This is a genomic window from Promicromonospora sp. NPDC060271, from assembly GCF_042726755.1.
Lineage (GTDB): Bacteria > Actinomycetota > Actinomycetes > Actinomycetales > Cellulomonadaceae > Promicromonospora.
The window spans coordinates 1-22,197 of sequence record NZ_JBHXBG010000094.1; the positions used below are offsets into that span (position 1 = coordinate 1).

Below are 22,197 nucleotides of genomic sequence, written 5' to 3' on the forward strand. Positions count from 1 at the left end.
CCGCACCCTCCGTACGGAAGGTGCGGCCCGGCGTCGTGCGGGGGAGAAAGAGGCTCAGGCCTCGTCCTTCTCCTCGGCGGCCTTCTTCTTGGGAGCCGCCTTCTTCTTCTTGGGTGCCTCGGCAGCGGCGTCCTCGGCGGGGGCGTCGGTGACGTCCTCGACCGGAGCGTCCTCGACGACTGCGTCCTCGGCGGGGGCCTCGGTGACGTCAGCGGCCTTCTCGGCGGCCTTCGTGGCCTCCTTGACGACTGCCTGCTTGGGGCTCACGGGCTCGGTGATGAGCTCGATGACCGCCATGGGCGCGTTGTCACCCTTGCGGGTGCCGATCTTGGTGATGCGCGTGTAGCCACCGTTGCGCTCGGCCATGGCCGGGGCGATCTCGGTGAAGAGCGTGTGCACCACGCCCTTGTCACGCACGACGGTGAGCACGCGGCGACGGGCGGACAGGTCGCCCTTCTTCGCGAACGTGATCAGACGCTCGGCCAGGGGACGCAGGCGCTTGGCCTTGGTCTCCGTGGTCGTGATGCGGCCGTGCTCGAAGAGGGAGGTGGACAGGTTCGCGAGAATCAGACGCTCGTGAGCCGGGCTACCGCCGAGCCGCGCGCCCTTGGTAGGGGTAGGCATTACTTGTCTCCTTGGAAGTGGTTCCGCACGTCCGGCCTAGGCAGGACGTGGGACGTCAGTACGACTGCTCGTCGCCGCTGTAGGCCGCGGAGTCGCTACCCTCGAAGTACGAAGCGCCGGCCGGATCGAAGTCCAGCGGCGAGTCCTTGAGGCTGAGGCCGAGCTCGGCCAGCTTCTCCTTGACCTCGGTGATCGACTTCGCACCGAAGTTGCGGATGTCGAGCAGGTCCGCCTCACTGCGGGCAACAAGCTCGCCCACCTGGTGGATGCCCTCGCGCTTGAGGCAGTTGTACGAACGGATGGTGAGGTTGAGCTCCTCGATCGGCAGCGCCAGGTCCGCGGCCAGCGCGGTGTCCGTCGGCGACGGGCCGATCTCGATGCCCTCGGCCTCGACGTTCAGCTCACGTGCCAGGCCGAACAGCTCGACCAGGGTCTTGCCGGCCGAGGCGAGCGCGTCGCGAGGCGTGATCGCCTGCTTGGTCTCGACATCGACGATGAGCTTGTCGAAGTCGGTGCGCTGCTCGACTCGGGTGGCCTCGACCTTGTACGTGACCTTGAGGACCGGCGAGTAGATCGAGTCGACCGGGATGCGCCCGATCTCCGCGTCGAACTGCTTGTTCTGCGCGGCGGACACGTACCCACGACCCCGCTCGACGGTCAGCTCGATCTCGAGCTTGCCCTTTTCGTTGAGGGTGGCGATGTGCAGGTCGGGGTTGTGGACCTCGACCCCCGCCGGCGGAACGATGTCCGCGGCGGTCACGACGCCGGCGCCCTGCTTGCGCAGGTACATCACGACGGGCTCGTCGTTCTCCGAGGAGACGACGAGGTTCTTGATGTTGAGGATGATCTCGGTGACGTCTTCCTTCACGCCCGACACGGTGCTGAACTCGTGCAGCACACCGTCGATACGGATGGACGTGACGGCCGCGCCCGGGATGGACGACAGCAGGGTGCGACGCATCGAGTTGCCGAGCGTGTAGCCGAAGCCAGGCTCGAGCGGCTCGATGGAGAAGCGGGAACGGCTCTCCGAGATGACCTCTTCGGTCAGCGTGGGGCGCTGTGCGATAAGCACTGTGGGTGTCCTTTCGAGTGTGCGTCCGCTATATGACGCATCACGGCATGCGATCTCTCGCGGCCCGGGCGGATCTCTGTCACCGTCCGGGCGAAGGTGCTCACCGCGAGCGGTGAGCGGACGTCGCGACCAGGTGGTGACCGCGGCCCGGAGGCCGCAGGTCACCACCTGTCGCGACAAACATCAGACGCGCCGACGCTTCGGGGGGCGGCAGCCGTTGTGCGCCTGGGGCGTCACGTCCTGGATCGAGCCGACCTCGAGGCCGGTCGCCTGGAGCGAGCGGATCGCGGTCTCGCGACCCGAACCCGGCCCCTTCACGAAGACGTCGACCTTCTTGACGCCGTGCTCCTGCGCGCGGCGCGCGGCCGACTCGGCGGCCATCTGCGCGGCGTACGGGGTGGACTTGCGCGAGCCCTTGAAGCCGACGTGGCCGGCAGAGGCCCACGACACCACGGCACCGGACGGGTCGGTGATCGAGATGATCGTGTTGTTGAAGGTGGACTTGATGTGCGCCTGGCCGAGCGGGACGTTCTTCTTGTCCTTGCGGCGCGGCTTGCGGCCGGCGGCGGAGCGAGTCTTGGGAGGCATCTGTTCTGTAATCTCCTGGTCTGATCGGACCGGGGCGGTCTCAGCTCGGTGAGCCGACCGCGCCACGGACTGCTATCAGCGGGCCTTCTTCTTGCCCGCGACGGTGCGCTTGGGACCCTTGCGGGTGCGCGCGTTGGTCTTGGTGCGCTGACCACGCACCGGCAGGCCGCGACGGTGGCGCAGGCCCTGGTAGGTGCCGATCTCGACCTTGCGGCGGATGTCGGCCGCGACCTCACGGCGGAGGTCACCCTCGAGCTTGAAGTTGCCCTCGAGGTAGTCGCGAAGTGCAACGAGCTCGGCGTCGCCGAGGTCCTTGACGCGGACGTCCGGGCTGATGCCCGTGGCGGCCAGGGTCTCCTTCGCGCGGGTACGACCCACACCGAAGATGTAAGTGAGCGCAACCTCAAGCCGCTTGTCGCGGGGGAGGTCGACGCCGATAAGACGTGCCATGTGCCTTCCGGCTCCTGTACTGCTCATCGGAGGTCTGCCGCACCGCCATCTCGCGATTCATGCGAGCCCCGGCCTCCGGGCCGAGGGTTCCCCTCACCTGTGCGGTCGCCCGCTGGGTGAGGTTCGAGGTGGTGCGCTGGTGGTGGCCTCAGCCACCGGACCCCGGGCGGATGCCCGGGACGTGATCAGCCCTGGCGCTGCTTGTGGCGCAGGTTGTCGCAGATCACCATGACGCGACCGTGCCGGCGAATCACCTTGCACTTGTCGCAGATCTTCTTGACGCTCGGCTTGACCTTCATGGGTTTTCCTCCACCACGGCGCCCGGTCTCTCGGTGCGCACGCAGCAGTGTCGTGGGTGGTCGATCGTGCGGCGACGTCACCTCTTGGCCAGGCCGCGAGTGACATAGCCCCGGATCGGGGACTGACTACTTGTAGCGGTAGACGATCCGGCCGCGGGACAGGTCGTACGGGCTGAGCTCCACCACCACACGGTCCTCGGGGAGGATCCGGATGTAGTGCTGTCGCATCTTGCCCGAGATGTGTGCGAGAACCTTGTGACCGTTCGACAGCTCGACGCGGAACATCGCGTTCGGCAGAGCCTCGACCACGCTGCCCTCGATCTCGATGACACCGTCCTTCTTTGCCATATCCTCCGCTAACTCTCGTCGTGACTGCTTCCACGCCCACGGCACCGCAGGAGCCCTGCGGAGCCGACAGTCGGGTGTGGATGTCGTGTGTGCCCGTGTACCGCCGACCTCGTGTGCCTCGGCCTGCGCCCCGCTCGCGCGGGGACCGGCAGGCGCCTCGGCACCCTTTCAAGAACGGGAGGCGTTGAACGGACTACACCCAGCGGTCCAGCCTACGCCACTTCGGAAAGCATTCAAAGCGCAGGACGACGGCGACAGCCGCTCCCGGCCGTGAGCCTCGCCACGGCCGACCCTTCAGAGGTCGTACTCGACACCCGGCAGGCCGATCATCGTGTGCGGGAGGCTGGTGACGAAGAAGAACAGCATGGGGAGCCAGCCGAGCACCATGCCGAGGCCCAGCGCGACGAGCACGTGCCTGCCCCGCGCCTTCCAGAACCACACGCCGAGCAGCCACACCAGCACGCCGACCAGCAGGACCGACTCCCACACGAGCAGCGAGGTGCCGAACCCGAGCACCATGCCGACCCAGAGGAACGGGCTCGGCGCGAGCCGGCGGCCCCAGGTGGCGAGCCAGCGTCCGAACCGTTCGAGGCCGTGGCGCGCGGCCGGGAGAACCCGGGCACCCGCGCCGGTGCCAGGAGCTCCGGCGTCACCGGGCGGAGTGCGCGCTTCATCGGTCACAGGCCGATCGTAGCCAACTGACTCCGAGTTAAATAGGCCCTGGGTGAAAGTCGCCTCCGGCTCAGTCTCCACCTGTATCGACCGAGCCTGCGGTTCCGCTTCGGGCGCGCGCCTCGTTCCTCAGTCGAGCGAGACCGGGGTCACGCCGAAGACGGCGAGGCGCTCCGCTCCCCCGTCGACCGCCGTGAGGACGATGATGCCGTCCTCCGTGATCGCGGTGGAGTGCTCCCAGTGCGCCGCACGGGAGCCGTCGACCGTGACCACCGTCCAGTCGTCCTCGAGCACCCTGGTCTCGGACCCGCCGCGCGTGATCATCGGCTCGATCGCAAGGCACATCCCCGACCGCAGCCGGGGGCCCGACCCGGACGTCTTGTAGTTGTGCACATCCGGCGGCTGGTGCATGGCGCTGCCGATGCCGTGCCCGACGTACTCCTCGACGATGCCGTAGTCGATGCCGTTGAACTCGCCACCCATCTCGACGGCGGCCTCAACGGCCTCGCCCACCGCGTTCAGGCGCTTCGCGGACGCCAGCGTGGCGATGCCCGCCCACATGGCGGTCTCCGTGGTCCGGACGAGCGCCACGTCGGCGAGGTCCGCACCCGCGGCGACCAGGTCGTCGTCGGGCAGCGTGTGGTCGAGCGCCCCGTCGGGGCCCAGGACGAACGAGACCGCCGAGTCACCGTGCCAGCCCTCGACGATCGCACCGCAGTCGATCGAGACGAGGTCACCCGCTGCCAGCGTCCGGCTGCCCGGGATGCCGTGGATGACCTCGTCGTTGACCGACGTGCAGATGACTCCGGTGAAGCCGTGGTAGCCGAGGAACGACGGCGCCGCACCGGCGTCGTCGATCGCCCTGGCGGCCACGGCGTCCAGCTCCGCGGTGGTGACCCCCGGCCGGGCCGCGGACCGGACCGCGGCAAGAGTGTCCGCGACCACCAGACCGGCACGCCGCATGAGGCGTACCTGGTCCGGTGTCTTGTACTCGATCCGGTCCCGCCCGAAGACCACGCCTCAGCCCAGCTGGGCCGCGAGGGCGGCGACGATGCGGTCGGTGACCTCGGCGATCTCGCCGACGCCGTCCACCTTGGCCAGCAGCCCGCGCTCCGCGTACGCGGCGGTGAGGGGAGCCGTCTCGGTGCCGTAGATGTCGAGCCGGCGGGCGATCCCCTCAGGGGTGTCGTCCGCACGACCCTCGTCCTCGGCGCGCTTGGTGAGACGCTCCAGCAGGACGTCCCGGTCCGCCGTCAGCTCGATCACGCCGTCGAGCTCCCAGCCGAAGCCGGCGAGAGCGGTGTCCAGCTCAGCGACCTGGGCCGCGTTGCGCGGGTAGCCGTCCAGCAGGAACCCGGCCTTGACGTCCTCGTCACCGAGGCGGTCGCGGACCATCGCGTTGGTGATCTCGTCCGGGACGAGCTCACCCTTGTCGATGTACTCCTTGGCCGTGATGCCGAGCTCGGTGCCGCCCTTGATGTTGGCCCGGAAGATGTCGCCGGTGGAGATCGCGGCGATCCCGAACACCTCGGCGAGGCGCGCGGCCTGCGTGCCCTTGCCGACGCCCTGCGGGCCCATGATGACCAGGCGCGTGACCTGGCCTTCCTTGTCCGGACGAGCGTGGAGCTCGCGACGAGAGGCGGTGGAGGGGGTCTGACTCAACGGAGAAATCCTTCGTAATGGCGCTGCTGCAGCTGTGAATCGATCTGCTTGACCGTATCCAGCCCGACGCCGACCACGATGAGGATCGAGGCACCGCCGAAGGGCAGGGCCGTGCTGACGCCCAGGAAGACGAGCACCAGCGTCGGGATCAGCGCAACCAGCGCGAGGTACACGGAACCGGCGGAGGTGATCCTGGTGATCACGAAGTCCAGGTACTCCGCCGTCGGGCGGCCGGCCCGGATGCCGGGGATGAAGCCGCCGTACTTCTTCATGTTGTCCGCGACCTCGTCCGGGTTGAACGTGATCGAGGTGTAGAAGAAGCAGAAGAAGATGATCATCAGCGTGTAGATCGCGATGTACAGCGGCGACGACTGCTGGACCAGGTTGTTCGAGATCCAGATGACCCACTCGGCCTGCTGGTCGCCGAACTGGGCCAGGAGGCCCGGGATGGCCAGGATCGACGCCGCGAAGATCACGGGGATCACGCCGGACATGTTGATCTTGATCGGGATGTAGGTGCTGGTGCCGCCGTACATGCGGCGGCCGACCATGCGCTTCGCGTACTGCACCGGGATGCGGCGCTGCGACTGCTCCACGAACACCACGAGGCCGATGACCAGGATGATCACGAGGATCATGACGATGAAGTTCACGACGCCGTTGGCGCCACCGGCGATCGACCAGAGCGACGTCGGGAAGCTCGCCGCGATCGACGTGAAGATCAGGAGCGACATGCCGTTGCCGACGCCGCGCTCGGTGATCAGCTCGCCGAGCCACATGACGAGGCCCGTACCGGCGGTCATGGTGATGACCATGAAGATCGAGGTCAGCACGCTGTCGTCAGGGATGACGGAGACCTCACAGCCCGGGAAGAGCAGGTTCTGACGCGCCGTCGTGATGACGGTGGTCGACTGCAGGATCGCGAGGCCGATGGTGAGGTAGCGCGTGTACTGGGTCAGCTTCGTCTGACCCGACTGGCCCTCCTTCTGCAGCGCCTCGAAGCGTGGGATCACCACGCGAAGCAGCTGCACGATGATGCTCGCCGTGATGTACGGCATGATCCCGAGGGCGAAGATCGACAGCTGCAGCAGAGCACCGCCGCTGAAGACGTTGATCAGGCCGAGCAGGGTGTTGTCCCCTTGCCCAGCGATGCATTGCTGCACGTTCGCGTAGTCCACGCCGGGAGTCGGTATGAACGACCCGAGCCGGAAGATCGCCATGATCGCGATCGTGAACAGCAGCTTGCGCCGCAGGTCTGGCGTCCGGAAAGCCCGGCCGAAAGCGCTGAGCACCCTATCCTCCTGGCCCGCCGTTGCGGGATCTAGTGTCGCCGGCGCAACGCCGGCGAGATGTGTCGAACGTGGGCCAGACCACAACGGTGCAGCCAGACCGTGTCGGATTCTACGTTGCTCACGGGGCCTTTCGGACCACAAGAGCCCCGGGAAATTCTCAAGAGAGCACACAGGGCCGGCCGCGCATCATGCGCCGCCGGCCCTGTAGCTGTATCAGGCCTCCGAGACCGTACCGCCGGCCGCCAGGATCTTCTCCTTGGCGGTCGCCGAGACGCGGTCGACCGCGATCTCGAGCTTGACGTTGATCTCACCGTTGCCGAGCACCTTCACGGGCTGACCCTTGCGGACCGCCCCCTTGGCGACGAGGTCCTCGACGGTGACGGAGCCACCCTCGGGGAACAGCGTCGAGAGCTTGTCCAGGTTCACGACCTGGAACTCCACGCGGAACGGGTTCTTGAACCCACGCAGCTTCGGGAGGCGCATGTGCAGAGGCACCTGCCCACCCTCGAAGCCAGCGGGGACCTGGTAACGAGACTTCGTACCCTTGGTACCGCGACCTGCCGTCTTACCCTTCGAGCCCTCACCGCGACCCACACGGGTCTTCGCGGTCTTGGCGCCGGGGGCCGGACGGAGGTGATGCATCTTCAGCGGCTTGTTCTCCGCCATGATCACTCGACCTCCTCGACGGCGACGAGGTGCGCCACCGTCTTGACCATGCCACGGATCTCCGCGCGGTCCTCCTTCACGGCGGTGTCGCCGATCCGCTTGAGGCCGAGGGTCCGCAGCGTGTCACGCTGGTTCTGCTTGCCGCCGATGGCGGACTTGGTCTGAGTCACCTTGAGTCGAGCCATCATGCACCCGCCTTTGCAGTCGACTCGGCACGGCCCGCGGCCTGCGCACGCAGGAGCGCGGCCGGAGCCACGTCCTCGAGCGCGAGCCCACGACGAGCGGCAACAGCAGCCGGCTCCTCGAGGCCCTTCAGGGCCTCGACCGTGGCGTGCACGATGTTGATCGCGTTCGACGAACCGAGCGACTTGCTCAGCACGTCGTGGATGCCCGCGCACTCCAGCACGGCGCGCACCGGACCACCGGCGATCACACCGGTACCCGGCGACGCCGGACGCAGGAACACGACACCGGCGGCCTTCTCACCCTGGATGGGGTGAGGGATGGTGCCCTGGATACGAGGGACGCGGAAGAAGTTCTTCTTCGCCTCCTCGACACCCTTGGCGATCGCTGCGGGCACCTCCTTGGCCTTGCCGTAGCCGACGCCTACGGTGCCGTCACCGTCGCCCACCACGACGAGCGCGGTGAAGCTGAAGCGGCGGCCACCCTTGACGACCTTGGAGACGCGGTTGATGGAGACGACCTTCTCGATGAAGGCGCTCTTCTCCTCGCGCGCCCCACGACGGTCGCCGCCACGACCGCCACCACGGCGGTCGTTACGGTCCTTGTTCTCGGTGGCGGCACCCTGGGGGGCGCCGCTGCGCTGCCCTGCAGCCATCAGAGAGTCCTCTTCTTCCGTGCGTTGGTCATCACAGGGCCAGACCGCCCTCGCGGGCGCCGTCAGCCACTGCAGCGACGCGACCGTGGTACTTGTTGCCGCCGCGGTCGAACACGACGGTGTCGACGCCGACAGCCTTGGCACGCTCGGCGACGAGCTCGCCGATCTTGCGGGCCTTGGCCGTCTTGTCGCCGTCGAACGCACGCAGGTCGGCCTCGAGGGTCGACGCAGACGCGACGGTCTTGCCCACGCTGTCGTCCACGACCTGCGCCACCATGTGGCGCGAGGAACGGGTGACGACGAGACGCGGACGAACGGCGGTGCCAGCGATCTTCTTGCGCAGGCGCAGGTGGCGACGCTGACGAGCGACGGACTTGCCCTTGCCCAGGATCTTGATAGCCATCGTCACTTACCAGCCTTTCCGACCTTGCGGCGGACGTTCTCGCCGGCGTAGCGCACGCCCTTGCCCTTGTAGGGCTCGGGCTTGCGGATCTTGCGAATGTTCGCTGCGACCTCGCCGACCTGCTGCTTGTCGATGCCCGAGACCGAGAACTTGGTGGGGCTCTCGACAGCGAACGTGACGCCCGCGGGCGGCTCGATGACAACAGGGTGGCTGAAGCCGAGCGCGAACTCGAGGCTCGAGCCCTTCGCCACGACGCGGTAACCAGTACCGACGATCTCGAGCTTCTTCTCGTAGCCCTGCGTCACACCGGTGATCATGTTGGCGATCAGGGTGCGGGTCAGGCCGTGCAGCGCACGGGAGTTCCGCTCGTCGTCAGGACGCGACACCACGAGCTGGGCGTCCTCCTGAGCGACATTGATGGGTGCGGGCACGTTGTGCTCGAGAGAACCCTTGGGGCCCTTCACGGTCACGAGCGCGCCGCTGACAGTGATGTCCACGCCGGCTGGGACCGGAACGGGAAGCTTGCCGATTCGAGACATTGGCGTTTTCTCCTTTCCGGATTACCAGACGTAGGCGAGGACTTCGCCGCCGACGCCCTTGGCCTGTGCCTGGCGGTCGGTCAGCAGGCCGGAGGACGTGGACAGGATCGCCACGCCCAGGCCGCCGAGCACCTTGGGCAGATCGGTGGACTTGCGGTAGACACGCAGGCCGGGCTTCGAGATGCGGCGCACGCCGGCAAGGGCGCGCTCCCGGTTCTGGCCGTACTTCAGCTCGAGCGTGAGGGTCTTGCCCACCTGGGCGTCCTCGACGTTCCAGCCGGAGATGTAACCCTCGGCCTGCAGGATCTCAGCGATGTGCGTCTTCAGCTTCGACGACGGCATGGAAACCGTGTCGTGGTGCGCCGAGTTCGCGTTACGCAGACGGGTCAGCATGTCTGCGATCGGGTCGGTCATAGTCATCGGGCTCTTGCCCTTCCTCGCCGGGGTATCCGAACGGCCTCGATGGGCCGGACAGACCTACGGCGTAGTTGTGTTACCAGCTGCTCTTGGTGACGCCGGGAAGCTCGCCACGGTGGGCCATCTCCCGGACGCAGACGCGGCACAGGCCGAACTTGCGGTAGACGGAGTGCGGGCGACCGCACTTCTGGCACCGGGTGTAGGCGCGAACCGCGAACTTCGGCTTGGCGGCCGCCTTGTTGATCAGGGCCTTCTTCGCCATGTCAGTTCTCCTTGAAGGGGAAGCCGAGACGGCGCAGCAGAGAGCGGCCCTCGTCGTCGGTCGTCGCCGTCGTCACGACCGTGATGTCCATACCGCGGACCCGGTCGATCTTGTCCTGGTCGATCTCGTGGAACATCGACTGCTCCGTGAGACCGAAGGTGTAGTTGCCGTGCCCGTCGAACTGCTTGGGCGACAGACCACGGAAGTCGCGGATACGCGGCAGGGCGGTCGCCAGCAGGCGGTCCAGGAACTCCCACATGCGGTCACCGCGAAGCGTGACGTGCGCACCGATCGGCATGCCCTCGCGCAGCTTGAACTGAGCGATGGACTTACGGGCCTTGGTGACCTGCGGCTTCTGACCGGTGATCGCCGAGAGGTCGCGGATGGCGCCCTCGATGAGCTTCGAGTCCTTGGCCGCGTCGCCCACACCCATGTTCACGACGATCTTCGTGAGACCGCCGGCCTGGTGCAGGTTCTTGTGGCCGAACTCCTCGATCAGCGCCGGGAGGATCTCCTCGCGGTACTTCTGCTTGAGGCGCGGCTGGGCCGGGGCCTCGATGGTCGTCTCGGTCATCAGATGTCCTTCCCGGAGCGCTTCGCAACGCGGATCCGGACGGTCTTGGTACGGCCGTCGCGCTCCACCTGCTCCTCGCGGTACCCGACGCGGGTGCCCTTCTTGGTCTCCGGGTCGACGATCATCACGTTGCTCACGTGGATCGGCGCCTCGACCGTCTCGATGCCACCGGTGCGGGCGCCGCGCTGCGACTGGCCCACCTTGGTGTGCTTCGTGACTCGCTGAACACCCTCGACCACGAGGCGGTCGGAGTCCTTGAGGACCTCGAGCACCCGGCCGGTCTTGCCCTTGTCGCGACCCGAGATCACGATGACCTGGTCGCCCTTCTTGATCTTCGCCATGGTCAGAGCACCTCCGGAGCCAGCGAGATGATCTTCATGAACCGCTTGTCACGCAGCTCGCGGCCGACCGGGCCGAAGATGCGCGTCCCACGAGGCTCACCGTCGTTCTTGAGGATGACGGCGGCGTTCTCGTCGAACTTGATGTAGGAACCGTCGGGACGGCGGCGTTCCTTGGCGGTCCGGACGACGACAGCCTTGATGACGTCGCCCTTCTTCACGTTGCCGCCCGGGATCGCGTCCTTGACGGTGGCGACGATGGTGTCGCCGATTCCGGCGTAGCGACGGCCCGAACCACCGAGAACGCGGATGCAGAGAATCTCCTTGGCACCCGTGTTGTCGGCGACCCGAAGTCGCGACTCCTGCTGGATCATTTGAATGAACTCCTGTCGTCGAACTGGTTCTCGCGCGGACTGGTTCCGGCGAGCCTGGCCGAACGGATAGTTGCTGTGCTAGGCCGGGACGGCACGCGTACGTGTGTCACGCACCGCCCCCGCCGATGTAGAAGTCCTTACTTGGCCTTCTCGAGGATCTCCACCAGCCGGAACCGCTTGGTAGCGGACAGCGGGCGGGTCTCCATGATGACGACCAGGTCGCCGATGCCGGCGCTGTTCTGCTCGTCGTGTGCCTTGACCTTGGTCGTGCGACGGATGACCTTGGCGTAGAGGGGGTGCTTCACCCGGTCCTCGACCTCGATCACGATGGTCTTGTCCATCTTGTCGCTGACCACGTAGCCACGGCGCACCTTACGCGTCGCGCGCTGGGCCTCGGTGGCCTCAGCAGCAGTCGTGTTGTCGCTCATTGCCTCACTCACTCACGCTCGGAGCCGTACGGATGCCGAGCTCGCGCTCGCGCAGGATCGTGTAGATCCGGGCGATGTCGCGACGGACGGCCTTGAGACGACCGTGGCTCTCGAGCTGGCCGGTCGCCGACTGGAAGCGGAGGTTGAAGAGCTCCTCCTTGGCTTCCTTCAGCTTGGCGACGAGGGTCTCGTCGTCCATGCCATCCAGATCGATGGGGGCAAGCCCCTGCGTACCGATAGCCATATCAGACACCACCCTCGCGCACCACGAAACGGCACTTCATCGGGAGCTTGTGCATCGCGCGGCGCATGGCCTCACGTGCAAGGGACTCGTCAACACCGGCCAGCTCGAAGAGGATCCGGCCCGGCTTGACGTTGGCGACCCACCACTCCGGAGAACCCTTACCGGAACCCATGCGGGTCTCGGCAGGCTTCTTCGTCAGCGGACGGTCCGGGTAGATGTTGATCCACACCTTGCCGCCACGCTTGATGTGGCGAGTCATTGCGATACGCGCCGCCTCGATCTGGCGGTTGGTGACGTACGCCGGCTCCAGAGCCTGGATGCCGAAGTCGCCGAACGCGATCTGGGTGCCACCCTTTGCCGCACCGGAGCGCGACGGGTGGTGCTGCTTGCGGTGCTTGACCCTGCGCGGGATCAGCATGGTCAGGCCTCCGTTCCGGTCTCAGCGGCCGGAGCAGCAGCTGCCTCAGCCGCGGGGGCTGCCTCAGTGCTGCGCTCGGCCGGACGCTCGTTACGACGTCCGCCGCCACCGCGACGGTCGCTACCGCGCTCGCCACCGCGCTCAGGACGGTCGCCACGACCGCGACCCGCGCGGGGTGCGGCGGTGGCCTGCTGAGCGGCGAACTCCTTCTCGGTGACCTCGCCCTTGTAGATCCACACCTTGACGCCGATGCGGCCGAAGGTGGTGCGGGCCTCGTAGAAGCCGTAGTCGATGTACGCCCGGAGGGTGTGCAGGGGCACGCGGCCCTCGCGGTAGAACTCCGAACGGCTCATCTCGGCGCCACCGAGGCGGCCGGCGACCTGCACGCGAATACCCTTCGCGCCGGCACGCTGGGCGGACTGCATGCCCTTGCGCATCGCGCGACGGAAGGAGACACGGCTGGCGAGCTGCTCGGCGATGCCCTGAGCAACGAGCTGCGCGTCGATCTCCGCGTTCTTGACCTCGAGGATGTTGAGCTGAACCTGCTTGCCCGTGAGCTTCTCGAGCTCACCGCGGATGCGGTCGGCCTCGGCACCCCGACGGCCGATCACGATGCCCGGACGTGCCGTGTGGATGTCCACGCGGACGCGGTCGCGGGTGCGCTCGATCTCGACCTTGGAGATGCCCGCACGCTCGAGGCCGGTGCCCATGAGCTTGCGGATCTGGACGTCCTCGCGGACGTAGTCGCGGTACCGCTGACCAGGCTTGGTGCTGTCGGCGAACCAACGCGACCGGTGGTCAGTCGTAATACCCAGGCGGTACCCGTGCGGGTGAACCTTCTGTCCCACTATCGGGCCCCTTCCTTGTCGGCGAGCACCACGGTGATGTGGCTCGTGCGCTTCAGAATGCGCGTAGCACGTCCCTGAGCCCGAGGCCGGAAACGCTTGAGCGTCGGCCCCTCGTCCACGAACGCGGCGGAGACGACCAGGTCGCCCTCGTCGAAGCGCTCGCTCGCGCGGTCGGCCTTCACCCGAGCGTTCGCGATCGCGCTCTCCACGACCTTGCGGATCGGCTCACTGGCGGCCTGCGGTGCGAACTTCAGCACCGCGACGGCCTCAGAGGCCTGCTTGCCACGGATGAGGTCCACGACGCGCCGGGCCTTCTGGGGCGTGACACGGACGAACCGCGCCTGCGCCTTGGCTTCCATTGCTGTCCTGCTTCCTTTTCTCAGACAGTCCAGATCATCGCTGCTGTGACGGGGAGAACCCCACGCCTCAGCGGCGACGACCCTTCCTGTCGTCCTTCACGTGGCCGCGGAAGGTCCGCGTGGGAGCGAACTCGCCGAGCTTGTGGCCGACCATCGCCTCGGTCACGAAGACCGGGACGTGCTTGCGACCGTCGTGCACGGCAAAGGTGTGACCGAGAAAGTCGGGCGTGACGACCGACCGACGGGACCAGGTCTTGATAACTGTCTTGGTCCCCTTCTCGTTCTGGACGTCCACCTTCTTCTGGAGGTGTCCGTCGACGAAGGGGCCCTTCTTCAGGCTACGAGGCATGTTTCAGGCTCCTATCAGCGCTTCTTGCCGGTACGACGGCGACGGACGATCATCCGGTCGCTCGACTTGTTCGGACGGCGGGTACGACCCTCGGCCTGGCCCCAGGGGCTGACCGGGTGACGACCACCGGACGTCTTGCCTTCACCACCACCGTGGGGGTGGTCCACCGGGTTCATGGCGACACCGCGGACGGTCGGGCGCTTGCCCTTCCAGCGCATGCGGCCGGCCTTGCCCCAGTTGATGTTCGACTGCTCGGCGTTGCCGACCTCGCCGACCGTCGCGCGGCAGCGCAGGTCGACGTTGCGGATCTCACCGGACGGCATGCGCAGCTGCGCATAGGGGCCGTCCTTGGCGACGAGCTGCACCGACGCACCAGCCGAACGGGCGATCTTCGCACCGCCGCCGGGCCGGAGCTCGATGGCGTGGATGACCGTACCGGTCGGGATGTTGCGCAGCGGCAGGTTGTTGCCGGGCTTGATGTCGGCACCCGCACCGGCCTCGATGCGGTCGCCCTGCGACAGCTTGTTCGGCGCGATGATGTAGCGCTTCTCGCCGTCCGCGTAGTGCAGGAGCGCGATGCGCGCCGTGCGGTTGGGGTCGTACTCGATGTGTGCGACCTTCGCGGGCACGCCGTCCTTGTCGTGACGACGGAAGTCGATGACGCGGTAGGCGCGCTTGTGACCGCCGCCCTTGTGCCGCGTCGTGATACGACCGGTGTTGTTACGGCCACCGGACTTGCTCAGCGGGCGGATCAGCGACTTCTCGGGCTGCGAGCGCGTGATCTCGACAAAGTCGGCAACGCTGGAGCCGCGGCGGCCGGGCGTAGTCGGCTTGTACTTACGGATTCCCATGGAAACCTGTCCTCAATCGTCTCTCGTCAGCTCAGCCGACCGGACCGCCGAAGATGTCGATCGAGCCCTCGCGGAGGGTGACGATCGCACGCTTCGTGTCCTTGCGCTTGCCGAGGCCAAAACGCGTGCGACGCGTCTTGCCCTTGCGGTTCATCGTGTTCACCGAAGCGACCTTGACGCTGAAGACCTTCTCGATAGCGATCTTGATCTCGGTCTTGTTGGCGCTCGGGTCCACGATGAAGGTGTACTTGCCCTCGTCGAGAAGGTTGTAGCTCTTCTCGGAGACGACCGGCGCGATCAGGATGTCGCGCGGGTCCTTCACGGTGACGCTCACTTGGCGGTCTCCTCAGCGGTCTCGGCCTCGGACTCCGTGGCGACAGCCTTCGCGCCCTTGGCCGGGCCCTCGAGGAACGCGGCAAGCGCCCCCTCGGTGAAGATGACGTCGTCGGAGACGAGCACGTCGTAGGTGTTCAGCTGGTCAGCGACCAGGAGGTGCACCTCGGGAACGTTGCGCAGGGACTTGATCGTGGCCTCGTCGTCGCGCAGCGTCACGACGAGCACGTGAGCGCGCGTCGTCAGCTTCGTGATGGTGGCGAGCGCCGTCTTGGTGGACGGGACACCCTCGATGCCGAAGCCGGAGACGACGTGCACGCGACCGGCACGAGCGCGGTCGGAGAGGGCACCGCGCAGGGCGGCGGCCTTCATCTTCTTCGGGGTGCGCTGGTCGTAGTTGCGCGGCTGCGGGCCGTGGACGACGCCACCGCCGGCGAACTGCGGAGCACGCGTCGAACCCTGGCGGGCGCGACCGGTGCCCTTCTGCTTGTACGGCTTGCGGCCACCACCGCGGACCTCGCCACGAGTCTTCGTGGAGGCGGTCCCCTGGCGAGCTGCTGCGCGCTGCGCAACGACCACCTGGTGGATCAGCGGAATGTTCACGGCGACGTCGAACACCTCAGAGGGGAGCTCGGCGGTGCCGGACTTCTTGCCCTGGGCGTCCAGGACGTCGACAGTCAGAGCGGTCATCGGGTTCACGCTCCCTTCGCGGCGTTACGCACGAGGACGACGCCACCCTTGGGGCCGGGAACCGCGCCCTTGACGAGCAGCAGACCCTTCTCGACGTCGACCGCGTGAACGGTCAGGTTCTGGGTGGTCTGACGGGCGTTACCCATCCGACCGGCCATCCGCATGCCCTTGAAGACTCGCGACGGCGTCGAGGCGCCACCGATCGAGCCGGGCTTGCGGTGGTTGCGGTGCGCACCGTGAGAAGCACCCACGCCGGAGAAGCCATGACGCTTCATGACGCCCGCGGTGCCCTTGCCCTTGGTGGTACCGACCACGTCGACCAGCGCGCCGGCCTCGAAGGCGTCAGCGGTGATCTCCTGGCCGAGGGTGTACTCGGAGGCGTTTTCGGTGCGGATCTCGGCCACGTGACGGCGCGGCGTGACGCCGGCCTTCTCGAAGTGGCCCTTGAGGGGCTTGGTGACCTTGCGCGGGTCAACCTGGCCGGTCGCGAGCTGAACAGCCGCGTAACCGTCGGCGTCTGCCGTACGGACCTGGGTCACCACATTGGTGCCCACGGCGACGACGGTCACCGGCACGAGGCGGCCTGCCTCGTCCCAGAGCTGCGTCATGCCGAGCTTGGTCCCGAGCAACGCGGTCACGTTCTTCTGCTGGTTGGTCATTATGTCCTCCAGCCTCAGAGCTTGATCTCGATGTTCACGTCCGCCGGCAGGTCGAGTCGCATGAGCGAGTCGACGGCCTTGGGCGTGGGATCGATGATGTCGATGAGCCGCTTGTGCGTACGCATCTCGAAGTGCTCGCGGCTGTCCTTGTACTTGTGAGGCGACCGGATCACAACGAAGACGTTCTTCTCCGTCGGCAGCGGCACCGGACCCACGACCGTCGCACCAGCGCGAGTGACCGTGTCGACGATCTTGCGCGCCGAGCTGTCGATCACCTCGTGGTCGTAGGACTTGAGCCGGATGCGGATCTTCTGTCCCGCCATGGCGTCGTCTGACTCTCTCTCTCGAACCGCTACTGTCCGACCCACGCACTCGGGCGTGTCGCATAATGCGGCACAGCCGGGCGCATAACACCATTGCTGGTGCCGGGGCCGTTGGGAAGTGATCTGCGCTGGCTGCAAGCCAGAGCGACCACGACGTTTGCAGAGCCTGCTCGGAACAGTGCCTCCGGAAGACCGAAGGACGTGTGCTCCGCGGGGCGCCTCGTACGCATCGAACAACAGGCGATAAACCCCGCGACCCCTCACCCGGTTTCTCCCCGGGAGGGTGACCGCTCCAGCCTCTGTTGGCCCCGAACGATCCGGGACCAAGGACTGCGGTTCTGCACACTGTTCGACACTTGAAAGAGCGCGCCCTTGACAGGCAACTATGCAATCTTGCCATACGTCTCCGCATGTACCAAACGGAAGACGTGTGACACGGACTACTCATACGACAGGGCCCGGGTGCCGAAGCGCCCGGGCCCCATCGTTCAGCTGACTTCCGTCAGATGAGTCTGTGCTCCAAGATCACTTGAGGATCTTGGTGACACGGCCTGAACCGACCGTGCGGCCACCCTCGCGGATGGCGAAGCCCAGACCCTCCTCCATGGCGATCGGCTGGATGAGCTCGACCGTCATCTCGGTGTTGTCGCCGGGCATGACCATCTCGGTGCCCTCGGGCAGCGTGATGACGCCGGTGACGTCCGTGGTGCGGAAGTAGAACTGCGGGCGGTAGTTCGAGTAGAACGGGTTGTGACGGCCACCCTCGTCCTTGCCCAGGATGTAGACCTGAGCCTCGAAGTTCGTGTGCGGGGTGATCGAACCCGGCTTCACGATGACCTGACCGCGCTCGACGTCCTCGCGCTTGATGCCACGCAGGAGGAGACCGGTGTTGTCGCCGGCCTGCGCCTGGTCCATCTGCTTGTGGAACGTCTCGATACCCGTGACCGTGGTCTTCTGCGGCACGCGGATACCGACGATCTCGACGTCGGAGTTGATGTCGAGCGTGCCACGCTCGACCTTACCGGTGACGACGGTGCCACGACCGGTGATCGTGAAGACGTCCTCGATCGGCATCAGGAACGGCTTGTCGAGGTCACGCACCGGCTCCGGCACGTTCTCGTCGACGGCGTCCATCAGCTCGACGATCTTCTCGACCCACTCGGCGTCGCCCTCGAGAGCCTTGAGGCCCGAGACGCGGATGACGGGAGCGTTGTCGCCGTCGAACTCCTGCGACGACAGCAGCTCACGGACCTCCATCTCGACGAGCTCGAGGATCTCCTCGTCGTCGACCATGTCGGACTTGTTGAGCGCCACCATCAGGTAGGGCACGCCGACCTGACGGGCGAGCAGCACGTGCTCACGCGTCTGGGCCATCGGGCCGTCGGTCGCGGCGACCACCAGGATCGCGCCGTCCATCTGCGCGGCACCGGTGATCATGTTCTTGATGTAGTCGGCGTGACCCGGAGCGTCGACGTGCGCGTAGTGGCGCTTCGGCGTCTCGTACTCGATGTGCGCGATGTTGATCGTGATACCGCGCTGCTTCTCCTCCGGCGCGGCGTCGATCTCGTCGAAGTTGCGCTGCGTGTTCGCCGGGAGCTCCGGGTACTTGTCCGCAAGCGTCTTCGAGATCGCGGCGGTCAGCGTCGTCTTACCGTGGTCGACGTGACCGATCGTGCCGATGTTGACGTGCGGCTTGGTCCGCTCGAACTTGGCCTTAGCCACTGGGGTCCTCCTGGGACTTGGGTAGATGTTCCGAACGTTGCAGATGCTCGGCCAAGAAGCCTACAACTGCGGGGCGTGCGGTTCTTCCTACAGGTTGGTTGTGCGGGTCGACCTGTGGGGACTCACTCGCCCCGGGTCTTCTTGATGATCTCATCGGCAACTGCCTTGGGAACCTCGGCGTAGCTGTCGAACTGCATCGAGTACACCGCGCGACCCTGGGTCTTCGACCGGAGGTCACCGATGTAGCCGAACATCTCGCTCAGCGGCACCTGGGCGCGAACGACCTTGACGCCGGTCGCGTCCTCCATGGACTGGATCATGCCACGTCGGGAGTTGATGTCGCCGATCACGTCGCCCATGTACTCCTCGGGCGTACGCACCTCGACGGCCATGACCGGCTCGAGCAGGACAGGGTCGGCGCGCCTGACGCCTTCCTTGAAGACCATCGAACCGGCAATCTTGAACGCCATCTCCGAGGAGTCGACGTCGTGGTACGCACCGTCGATCAGCGTCGCCTTGACGCCGACGACCGGGAAGCCCGCCAGGACACCCTGCTGCATGGCCGACTGGATACCAGCGTCCACGGACGGGATGTACTCGCGCGGGATGCGGCCACCGGTGACGGCGTTCTCGAACTCGTAGAGCTCGCCCTCTGCCGTCTCCAGCGGCGAGAAGGTCACCTGGACCTTCGCGAACTGGCCGGAGCCACCGGTCTGCTTCTTGTGCGTGTAGTCGATCTTCTCCGCCGTGCGGCGGATCGTCTCGCGGTACGCGACCTGCGGCTTGCCGACGTTCGCCTCGACCTTGAACTCGCGACGCATGCGGTCGACGAGGATGTCGAGGTGGAGCTCGCCCATACCACCGATGACGGTCTGGCCGGTCTCGTCGTCCAGCTTGACGCGGAAGGTCGGGTCCTCCTGCGCGAGCTTCTGGATCGCGGTCGACAGCTTCTCCTGGTCGGCCTTCGTCTTCGGCTCGATGGCCACGTCGATGACGGGCTCCGGGAAGCTCATCGACTCGAGGATGACCTGGTTCGCCGGGTCGCACAGGGTGTCACCGGTGGTGACGTCCTTGAGCCCGATGAACGCGTAGATGTGGCCTGCGTGCGCTTCCTCGACCGGGTTCTCCTTGTTGGAGTGCATCTGGAAGAGCTTCCCGATGCGCTCCTTCTTGCCCTTGGTCGAGTTCTGCACGGCAGCACCCTGCGCGACCTTGCCCGAGTAGACGCGGACGTAGGTCAGCTTGCCGAAGAACGGGTGCGTGGCGACCTTGAACGCCAGCGCCGAGAACGGCTCCGACTCGTCCGGCCGACGCTCGATGATCTTCTCTGCGTCCTTGACGTCGACACCCTGGACAGCCGGGACGTCGAGCGGGGTCGGCAGGTAGTCGATCACGGCGTCGAGCATGGGCTGGACGCCCTTGTTCTTGAACGCCGAGCCGCACAGGACGGGGAAGGCCGCCGACTTGATGACGAGCTTCCGGATACCGGACTTGATCTCCGGGATCGTCAGCTCTTCGCCACCGAGGAACTTCTCGAGCAGCTCGTCGTCCGCCTCGGCGACAGCCTCGACCAGCTCGGCGCGGTACTGCTGCGCCTTCTCGAGCATGTCGGCCGGGATCTCCTCGACCTCGTACTCCTCGCCCATCTTGGTGTCGCCGCGCCACGTGAGCGCCTTCATCTCGATGAGGTCGACGACGCCCTCGAAGTCGTTCTCCGAGCCGATCGGCAGCTGGATGACCAGCGGCTTGGCCTTGAGACGCTCCACGATGGTCTTCACGGTGAAGTAGAAGTCCGCACCGAGCTTGTCCATCTTGTTGACGAAGCAGATGCGCGGGACGTCGTACTTGTCGGCCTGCCGCCACACCGTCTCCGACTGGGGCTCGACGCCCTCCTTGCCGTCGAACACGGCAACGGCACCGTCGAGCACGCGGAGCGAGCGCTCCACCTCGACCGTGAAGTCGACGTGACCCGGCGTATCGATGATGTTGATCTGGTTGTTCTTCCAGTAGCAGGTCGTCGCGGCGGACGTGATCGTGATGCCGCGCTCCTGCTCCTGCTCCATCCAGTCCATCGTCGACGCACCGTCGTGCGTCTCACCGATCTTGTAGTTCACACCCGTGTAGAACAGGATGCGCTCGGTCGTCGTGGTCTTTCCGGCATCGATGTGGGCCATGATGCCGATGTTGCGGACCTTGTTCAGGTCGGTCAGCACGTCGAGTGCCACGGTGTCTTACCCCTTGGTCTGAAGGTGGGTTGGGGCCGGCGGTCAAGCATCCACCGACGGCCCCGGGGGTGACCCGGGGCCGCTCGGAAGCTACTACCAGCGGTAGTGCGCGAAGGCCTTGTTGGAGTCGGCCATCTTGTGCATGTCCTCGCGGCGCTTGACCGCGGCACCGAGACCGTTCGACGCGTCGAGGATCTCGTTCATGAGACGCTCGGTCATCGTCTTCTCGCGGCGAGCGCGGGAGAAGTCGGTGAGCCAGCGGAGCGCGAGCGTGGTGGCACGCGTGGGGCGGACGTCGACCGGCACCTGGTACGTGGCACCACCGACGCGGCGGGAGCGGACCTCGAGCGCGGGGCGGACGTTGTCCAGCGCACGCTTGAGGACCACGACGGGGTCGCCGTCCGTCTTGGCGCGGACACCCTCGAGGGCACCGTAGACGATCGCCTCGGCGGTCGACTTCTTGCCGTCGAGCAGGACCTTGTTGATCAGCTGCGTGACAACCGGGGACCCGTAGACCGGGTCGACGATGAGCGGCCGCTTCGGGGCCGGACCCTTGCGGGGCATCAGCTCTTCTCCTTCTTGGCGCCGTACTTGCTCCGAGCCTGCTTGCGGCCCTTGACACCCTGGGTGTCGAGCGCGCCGCGGACGATCTTGTACCGGACACCCGGGAGGTCCTTCACACGGCCGCCACGCACGAGCACGATGGAGTGCTCCTGCAGGTTGTGGCCGACACCGGGGATGTACGCGGTGACCTCGGTACCGGAGGAGAGCTTCACACGCGCGACCTTGCGGAGCGCCGAGTTCGGCTTCTTGGGGGTGGTGGTGTACACGCGAGTGCACACACCGCGCCGCTGAGGGGAAGCGTGAAGGGCCGGCGTCTTGGACGCCGTGACCTTCGAGGTACGCCCCTTGCGGACGAGCTGCTGGATCGTAGGCACTACGTCTCCGTCGTCTTCTTGAGCTTCGGTGACGCCCTGCCGGCGTCCCCGTCGATGGTTCTGGCTTGTGAGCGGCCGATCGCACGCGGCACCCACAGCCCCCACGGGGACTGCACGCCACTTACCACCGGCTCGATGGCCCGGCTCCGCCATCGGGGCACGACGTGCCCCGGGAGGTTCTCGCCGGGATGCCCACGCACTCACATCGGCCGCTTCCGAAGCCACCTTGCGGCGGCCTTCAAGAGGTGCGGCCCGACGGCGCAGGCACGGATTCCTAGGTTACCCGCGTGTTTACGGGGGGTCAAAACGAATCGGGTGTGAGATGCACCCGAAGGCCGCGAAGCAGGGACTCGCGAAGTAGAGCGCCTGTCCGAGTCTCTCCGGCGCGCCGG

At 66.5% G+C, this 22,197-nt stretch carries 35 protein-coding genes; all 35 read right to left on the minus strand.

Going from position 1 to position 22,197, the window contains the following annotated elements:
• Positions 1 to 54 precede the first annotated feature (54 nt).
• The 35 genes from rplQ to rpsL all read right to left on the minus strand — a co-directional run bounded on the left by rplQ (position 55) and on the right by rpsL (position 21,805).
• On the minus strand, positions 55 to 624 hold the full coding sequence (gene rplQ, locus ACFWE2_RS15340) for a 50S ribosomal protein L17 (protein ID WP_377225097.1): 570 nt from the start codon (positions 622 to 624) through the stop codon (positions 55 to 57).
• A gap of 55 nt (positions 625 to 679) precedes the next feature.
• On the minus strand, positions 680 to 1,696 hold the full coding sequence (locus ACFWE2_RS15345) for a DNA-directed RNA polymerase subunit alpha (RefSeq protein WP_377225098.1): 1,017 nt from the start codon (positions 1,694 to 1,696) through the stop codon (positions 680 to 682).
• Between the two features lie 183 nt (positions 1,697 to 1,879).
• Positions 1,880 to 2,284, minus strand: coding sequence for a 30S ribosomal protein S11 (gene rpsK, locus ACFWE2_RS15350; RefSeq protein WP_377225099.1), 405 nt, complete (start codon positions 2,282 to 2,284; stop codon positions 1,880 to 1,882).
• Positions 2,285 to 2,359: 75 nt separating this feature from the next.
• Positions 2,360 to 2,734: a 30S ribosomal protein S13 gene (gene rpsM / locus ACFWE2_RS15355; protein WP_036964594.1), complete on the minus strand. Its 375-nt coding sequence runs from the start codon at positions 2,732 to 2,734 to the stop codon at positions 2,360 to 2,362.
• 185 nt (positions 2,735 to 2,919) lie between these two features.
• On the minus strand, positions 2,920 to 3,033 hold the full coding sequence (gene rpmJ / locus ACFWE2_RS15360; protein ID WP_003956441.1) for a 50S ribosomal protein L36: 114 nt from the start codon (positions 3,031 to 3,033) through the stop codon (positions 2,920 to 2,922).
• A gap of 126 nt (positions 3,034 to 3,159) precedes the next feature.
• Positions 3,160 to 3,381: a translation initiation factor IF-1 gene (gene infA, locus ACFWE2_RS15365; RefSeq protein ID WP_029290613.1), complete on the minus strand. Its 222-nt coding sequence runs from the start codon at positions 3,379 to 3,381 to the stop codon at positions 3,160 to 3,162.
• Between the two features lie 294 nt (positions 3,382 to 3,675).
• On the minus strand, positions 3,676 to 4,062 hold the full coding sequence (locus tag ACFWE2_RS15370; protein WP_377225100.1) for a hypothetical protein: 387 nt from the start codon (positions 4,060 to 4,062) through the stop codon (positions 3,676 to 3,678).
• Positions 4,063 to 4,182: 120 nt separating this feature from the next.
• A complete protein-coding gene (gene map, locus ACFWE2_RS15375) occupies positions 4,183 to 5,070 on the minus strand; it encodes a type I methionyl aminopeptidase (RefSeq protein WP_377225101.1) in 888 nt (295 codons plus the stop codon).
• A gap of 3 nt (positions 5,071 to 5,073) precedes the next feature.
• Entirely contained in the window at positions 5,074 to 5,631 is a 558-nt protein-coding gene (locus tag ACFWE2_RS15380; protein WP_377225114.1) for an adenylate kinase, read from the minus strand.
• A gap of 80 nt (positions 5,632 to 5,711) precedes the next feature.
• The gene (gene secY, locus ACFWE2_RS15385) at positions 5,712 to 7,007 is read right to left on the minus strand and encodes a preprotein translocase subunit SecY (RefSeq protein ID WP_116673601.1); all 1,296 of its coding nucleotides are present in this window, start codon (positions 7,005 to 7,007) and stop codon (positions 5,712 to 5,714) included.
• 213 nt (positions 7,008 to 7,220) lie between these two features.
• On the minus strand, positions 7,221 to 7,673 hold the full coding sequence (rplO, locus tag ACFWE2_RS15390) for a 50S ribosomal protein L15 (protein WP_377225102.1): 453 nt from the start codon (positions 7,671 to 7,673) through the stop codon (positions 7,221 to 7,223).
• Between the two features lie 2 nt (positions 7,674 to 7,675).
• On the minus strand, positions 7,676 to 7,858 hold the full coding sequence (gene rpmD, locus ACFWE2_RS15395; protein WP_020016131.1) for a 50S ribosomal protein L30: 183 nt from the start codon (positions 7,856 to 7,858) through the stop codon (positions 7,676 to 7,678).
• Positions 7,858 to 8,511, minus strand: coding sequence for a 30S ribosomal protein S5 (rpsE, locus tag ACFWE2_RS15400; protein ID WP_377225103.1), 654 nt, complete (start codon positions 8,509 to 8,511; stop codon positions 7,858 to 7,860). Before rpsE ends, rpmD begins: the two co-directional genes overlap by 1 nt.
• A gap of 31 nt (positions 8,512 to 8,542) precedes the next feature.
• Positions 8,543 to 8,914, minus strand: coding sequence for a 50S ribosomal protein L18 (rplR, locus tag ACFWE2_RS15405; protein ID WP_274993158.1), 372 nt, complete (start codon positions 8,912 to 8,914; stop codon positions 8,543 to 8,545).
• A gap of 2 nt (positions 8,915 to 8,916) precedes the next feature.
• Positions 8,917 to 9,453 (minus strand): 50S ribosomal protein L6, encoded by a 537-nt coding sequence (rplF, locus tag ACFWE2_RS15410; RefSeq protein WP_357510392.1) that lies wholly within the window; start codon positions 9,451 to 9,453, stop codon positions 8,917 to 8,919.
• Positions 9,454 to 9,474: 21 nt separating this feature from the next.
• Positions 9,475 to 9,873, minus strand: a complete 399-nt coding sequence (gene rpsH, locus ACFWE2_RS15415) for a 30S ribosomal protein S8 (protein ID WP_116673597.1) — start codon at positions 9,871 to 9,873, stop codon at positions 9,475 to 9,477.
• A 73-nt stretch (positions 9,874 to 9,946) separates the two neighbouring features.
• Entirely contained in the window at positions 9,947 to 10,132 is a 186-nt protein-coding gene (locus ACFWE2_RS15420; RefSeq protein WP_377225104.1) for a type Z 30S ribosomal protein S14, read from the minus strand.
• Position 10,133: 1 nt separating this feature from the next.
• Positions 10,134 to 10,706 carry a 50S ribosomal protein L5 gene (gene rplE / locus ACFWE2_RS15425; protein WP_116673596.1) on the minus strand — a complete coding sequence of 191 codons (573 nt, stop codon included), beginning with the start codon at positions 10,704 to 10,706 and terminating at the stop codon, positions 10,134 to 10,136.
• Positions 10,706 to 11,047, minus strand: coding sequence for a 50S ribosomal protein L24 (gene rplX / locus ACFWE2_RS15430; protein ID WP_116673595.1), 342 nt, complete (start codon positions 11,045 to 11,047; stop codon positions 10,706 to 10,708). Before rplX ends, rplE begins: the two co-directional genes overlap by 1 nt.
• A gap of 2 nt (positions 11,048 to 11,049) precedes the next feature.
• Positions 11,050 to 11,418: a 50S ribosomal protein L14 gene (rplN, locus tag ACFWE2_RS15435; RefSeq protein ID WP_020016123.1), complete on the minus strand. Its 369-nt coding sequence runs from the start codon at positions 11,416 to 11,418 to the stop codon at positions 11,050 to 11,052.
• 137 nt (positions 11,419 to 11,555) lie between these two features.
• The gene (gene rpsQ / locus ACFWE2_RS15440; protein ID WP_377225105.1) at positions 11,556 to 11,846 is read right to left on the minus strand and encodes a 30S ribosomal protein S17; all 291 of its coding nucleotides are present in this window, start codon (positions 11,844 to 11,846) and stop codon (positions 11,556 to 11,558) included.
• A 4-nt stretch (positions 11,847 to 11,850) separates the two neighbouring features.
• The gene (gene rpmC / locus ACFWE2_RS15445; RefSeq protein ID WP_116673593.1) at positions 11,851 to 12,090 is read right to left on the minus strand and encodes a 50S ribosomal protein L29; all 240 of its coding nucleotides are present in this window, start codon (positions 12,088 to 12,090) and stop codon (positions 11,851 to 11,853) included.
• 1 nt (position 12,091) lies between these two features.
• Positions 12,092 to 12,508, minus strand: coding sequence for a 50S ribosomal protein L16 (gene rplP, locus ACFWE2_RS15450; RefSeq protein ID WP_108492297.1), 417 nt, complete (start codon positions 12,506 to 12,508; stop codon positions 12,092 to 12,094).
• A 2-nt stretch (positions 12,509 to 12,510) separates the two neighbouring features.
• A complete protein-coding gene (rpsC, locus tag ACFWE2_RS15455) occupies positions 12,511 to 13,356 on the minus strand; it encodes a 30S ribosomal protein S3 (RefSeq protein WP_377225106.1) in 846 nt (281 codons plus the stop codon).
• Complete coding sequence (gene rplV / locus ACFWE2_RS15460; protein WP_116673591.1) at positions 13,356 to 13,715, minus strand: 50S ribosomal protein L22; 360 nt, start codon at positions 13,713 to 13,715, stop codon at positions 13,356 to 13,358. The genes rpsC and rplV overlap by 1 nt, the downstream gene beginning before the upstream one ends.
• Before the next feature lie 67 nt (positions 13,716 to 13,782).
• Positions 13,783 to 14,064, minus strand: a complete 282-nt coding sequence (gene rpsS / locus ACFWE2_RS15465) for a 30S ribosomal protein S19 (protein ID WP_116673590.1) — start codon at positions 14,062 to 14,064, stop codon at positions 13,783 to 13,785.
• 14 nt (positions 14,065 to 14,078) lie between these two features.
• Entirely contained in the window at positions 14,079 to 14,915 is an 837-nt protein-coding gene (gene rplB, locus ACFWE2_RS15470) for a 50S ribosomal protein L2 (RefSeq protein WP_377225107.1), read from the minus strand.
• Between the two features lie 31 nt (positions 14,916 to 14,946).
• Positions 14,947 to 15,249, minus strand: a complete 303-nt coding sequence (gene rplW / locus ACFWE2_RS15475; protein WP_377225108.1) for a 50S ribosomal protein L23 — start codon at positions 15,247 to 15,249, stop codon at positions 14,947 to 14,949.
• Positions 15,246 to 15,938: a 50S ribosomal protein L4 gene (gene rplD, locus ACFWE2_RS15480; protein WP_377225109.1), complete on the minus strand. Its 693-nt coding sequence runs from the start codon at positions 15,936 to 15,938 to the stop codon at positions 15,246 to 15,248. Before rplD ends, rplW begins: the two co-directional genes overlap by 4 nt.
• 5 nt (positions 15,939 to 15,943) lie before the next feature.
• Positions 15,944 to 16,597, minus strand: a complete 654-nt coding sequence (rplC, locus tag ACFWE2_RS15485; protein WP_377225110.1) for a 50S ribosomal protein L3 — start codon at positions 16,595 to 16,597, stop codon at positions 15,944 to 15,946.
• 14 nt (positions 16,598 to 16,611) lie between these two features.
• Positions 16,612 to 16,920 (minus strand): 30S ribosomal protein S10, encoded by a 309-nt coding sequence (gene rpsJ / locus ACFWE2_RS15490; RefSeq protein ID WP_019146773.1) that lies wholly within the window; start codon positions 16,918 to 16,920, stop codon positions 16,612 to 16,614.
• Positions 16,921 to 17,445: 525 nt separating this feature from the next.
• On the minus strand, positions 17,446 to 18,642 hold the full coding sequence (gene tuf / locus ACFWE2_RS15495; RefSeq protein ID WP_377225111.1) for an elongation factor Tu: 1,197 nt from the start codon (positions 18,640 to 18,642) through the stop codon (positions 17,446 to 17,448).
• A 122-nt stretch (positions 18,643 to 18,764) separates the two neighbouring features.
• A complete protein-coding gene (gene fusA / locus ACFWE2_RS15500) occupies positions 18,765 to 20,867 on the minus strand; it encodes an elongation factor G (RefSeq protein ID WP_377225112.1) in 2,103 nt (700 codons plus the stop codon).
• A 93-nt stretch (positions 20,868 to 20,960) separates the two neighbouring features.
• Positions 20,961 to 21,431 carry a 30S ribosomal protein S7 gene (gene rpsG / locus ACFWE2_RS15505; RefSeq protein WP_020016110.1) on the minus strand — a complete coding sequence of 157 codons (471 nt, stop codon included), beginning with the start codon at positions 21,429 to 21,431 and terminating at the stop codon, positions 20,961 to 20,963.
• Entirely contained in the window at positions 21,431 to 21,805 is a 375-nt protein-coding gene (rpsL, locus tag ACFWE2_RS15510) for a 30S ribosomal protein S12 (protein WP_377225113.1), read from the minus strand. Before rpsL ends, rpsG begins: the two co-directional genes overlap by 1 nt.
• Between the last annotated feature and the right edge of the window lie 392 nt (positions 21,806 to 22,197).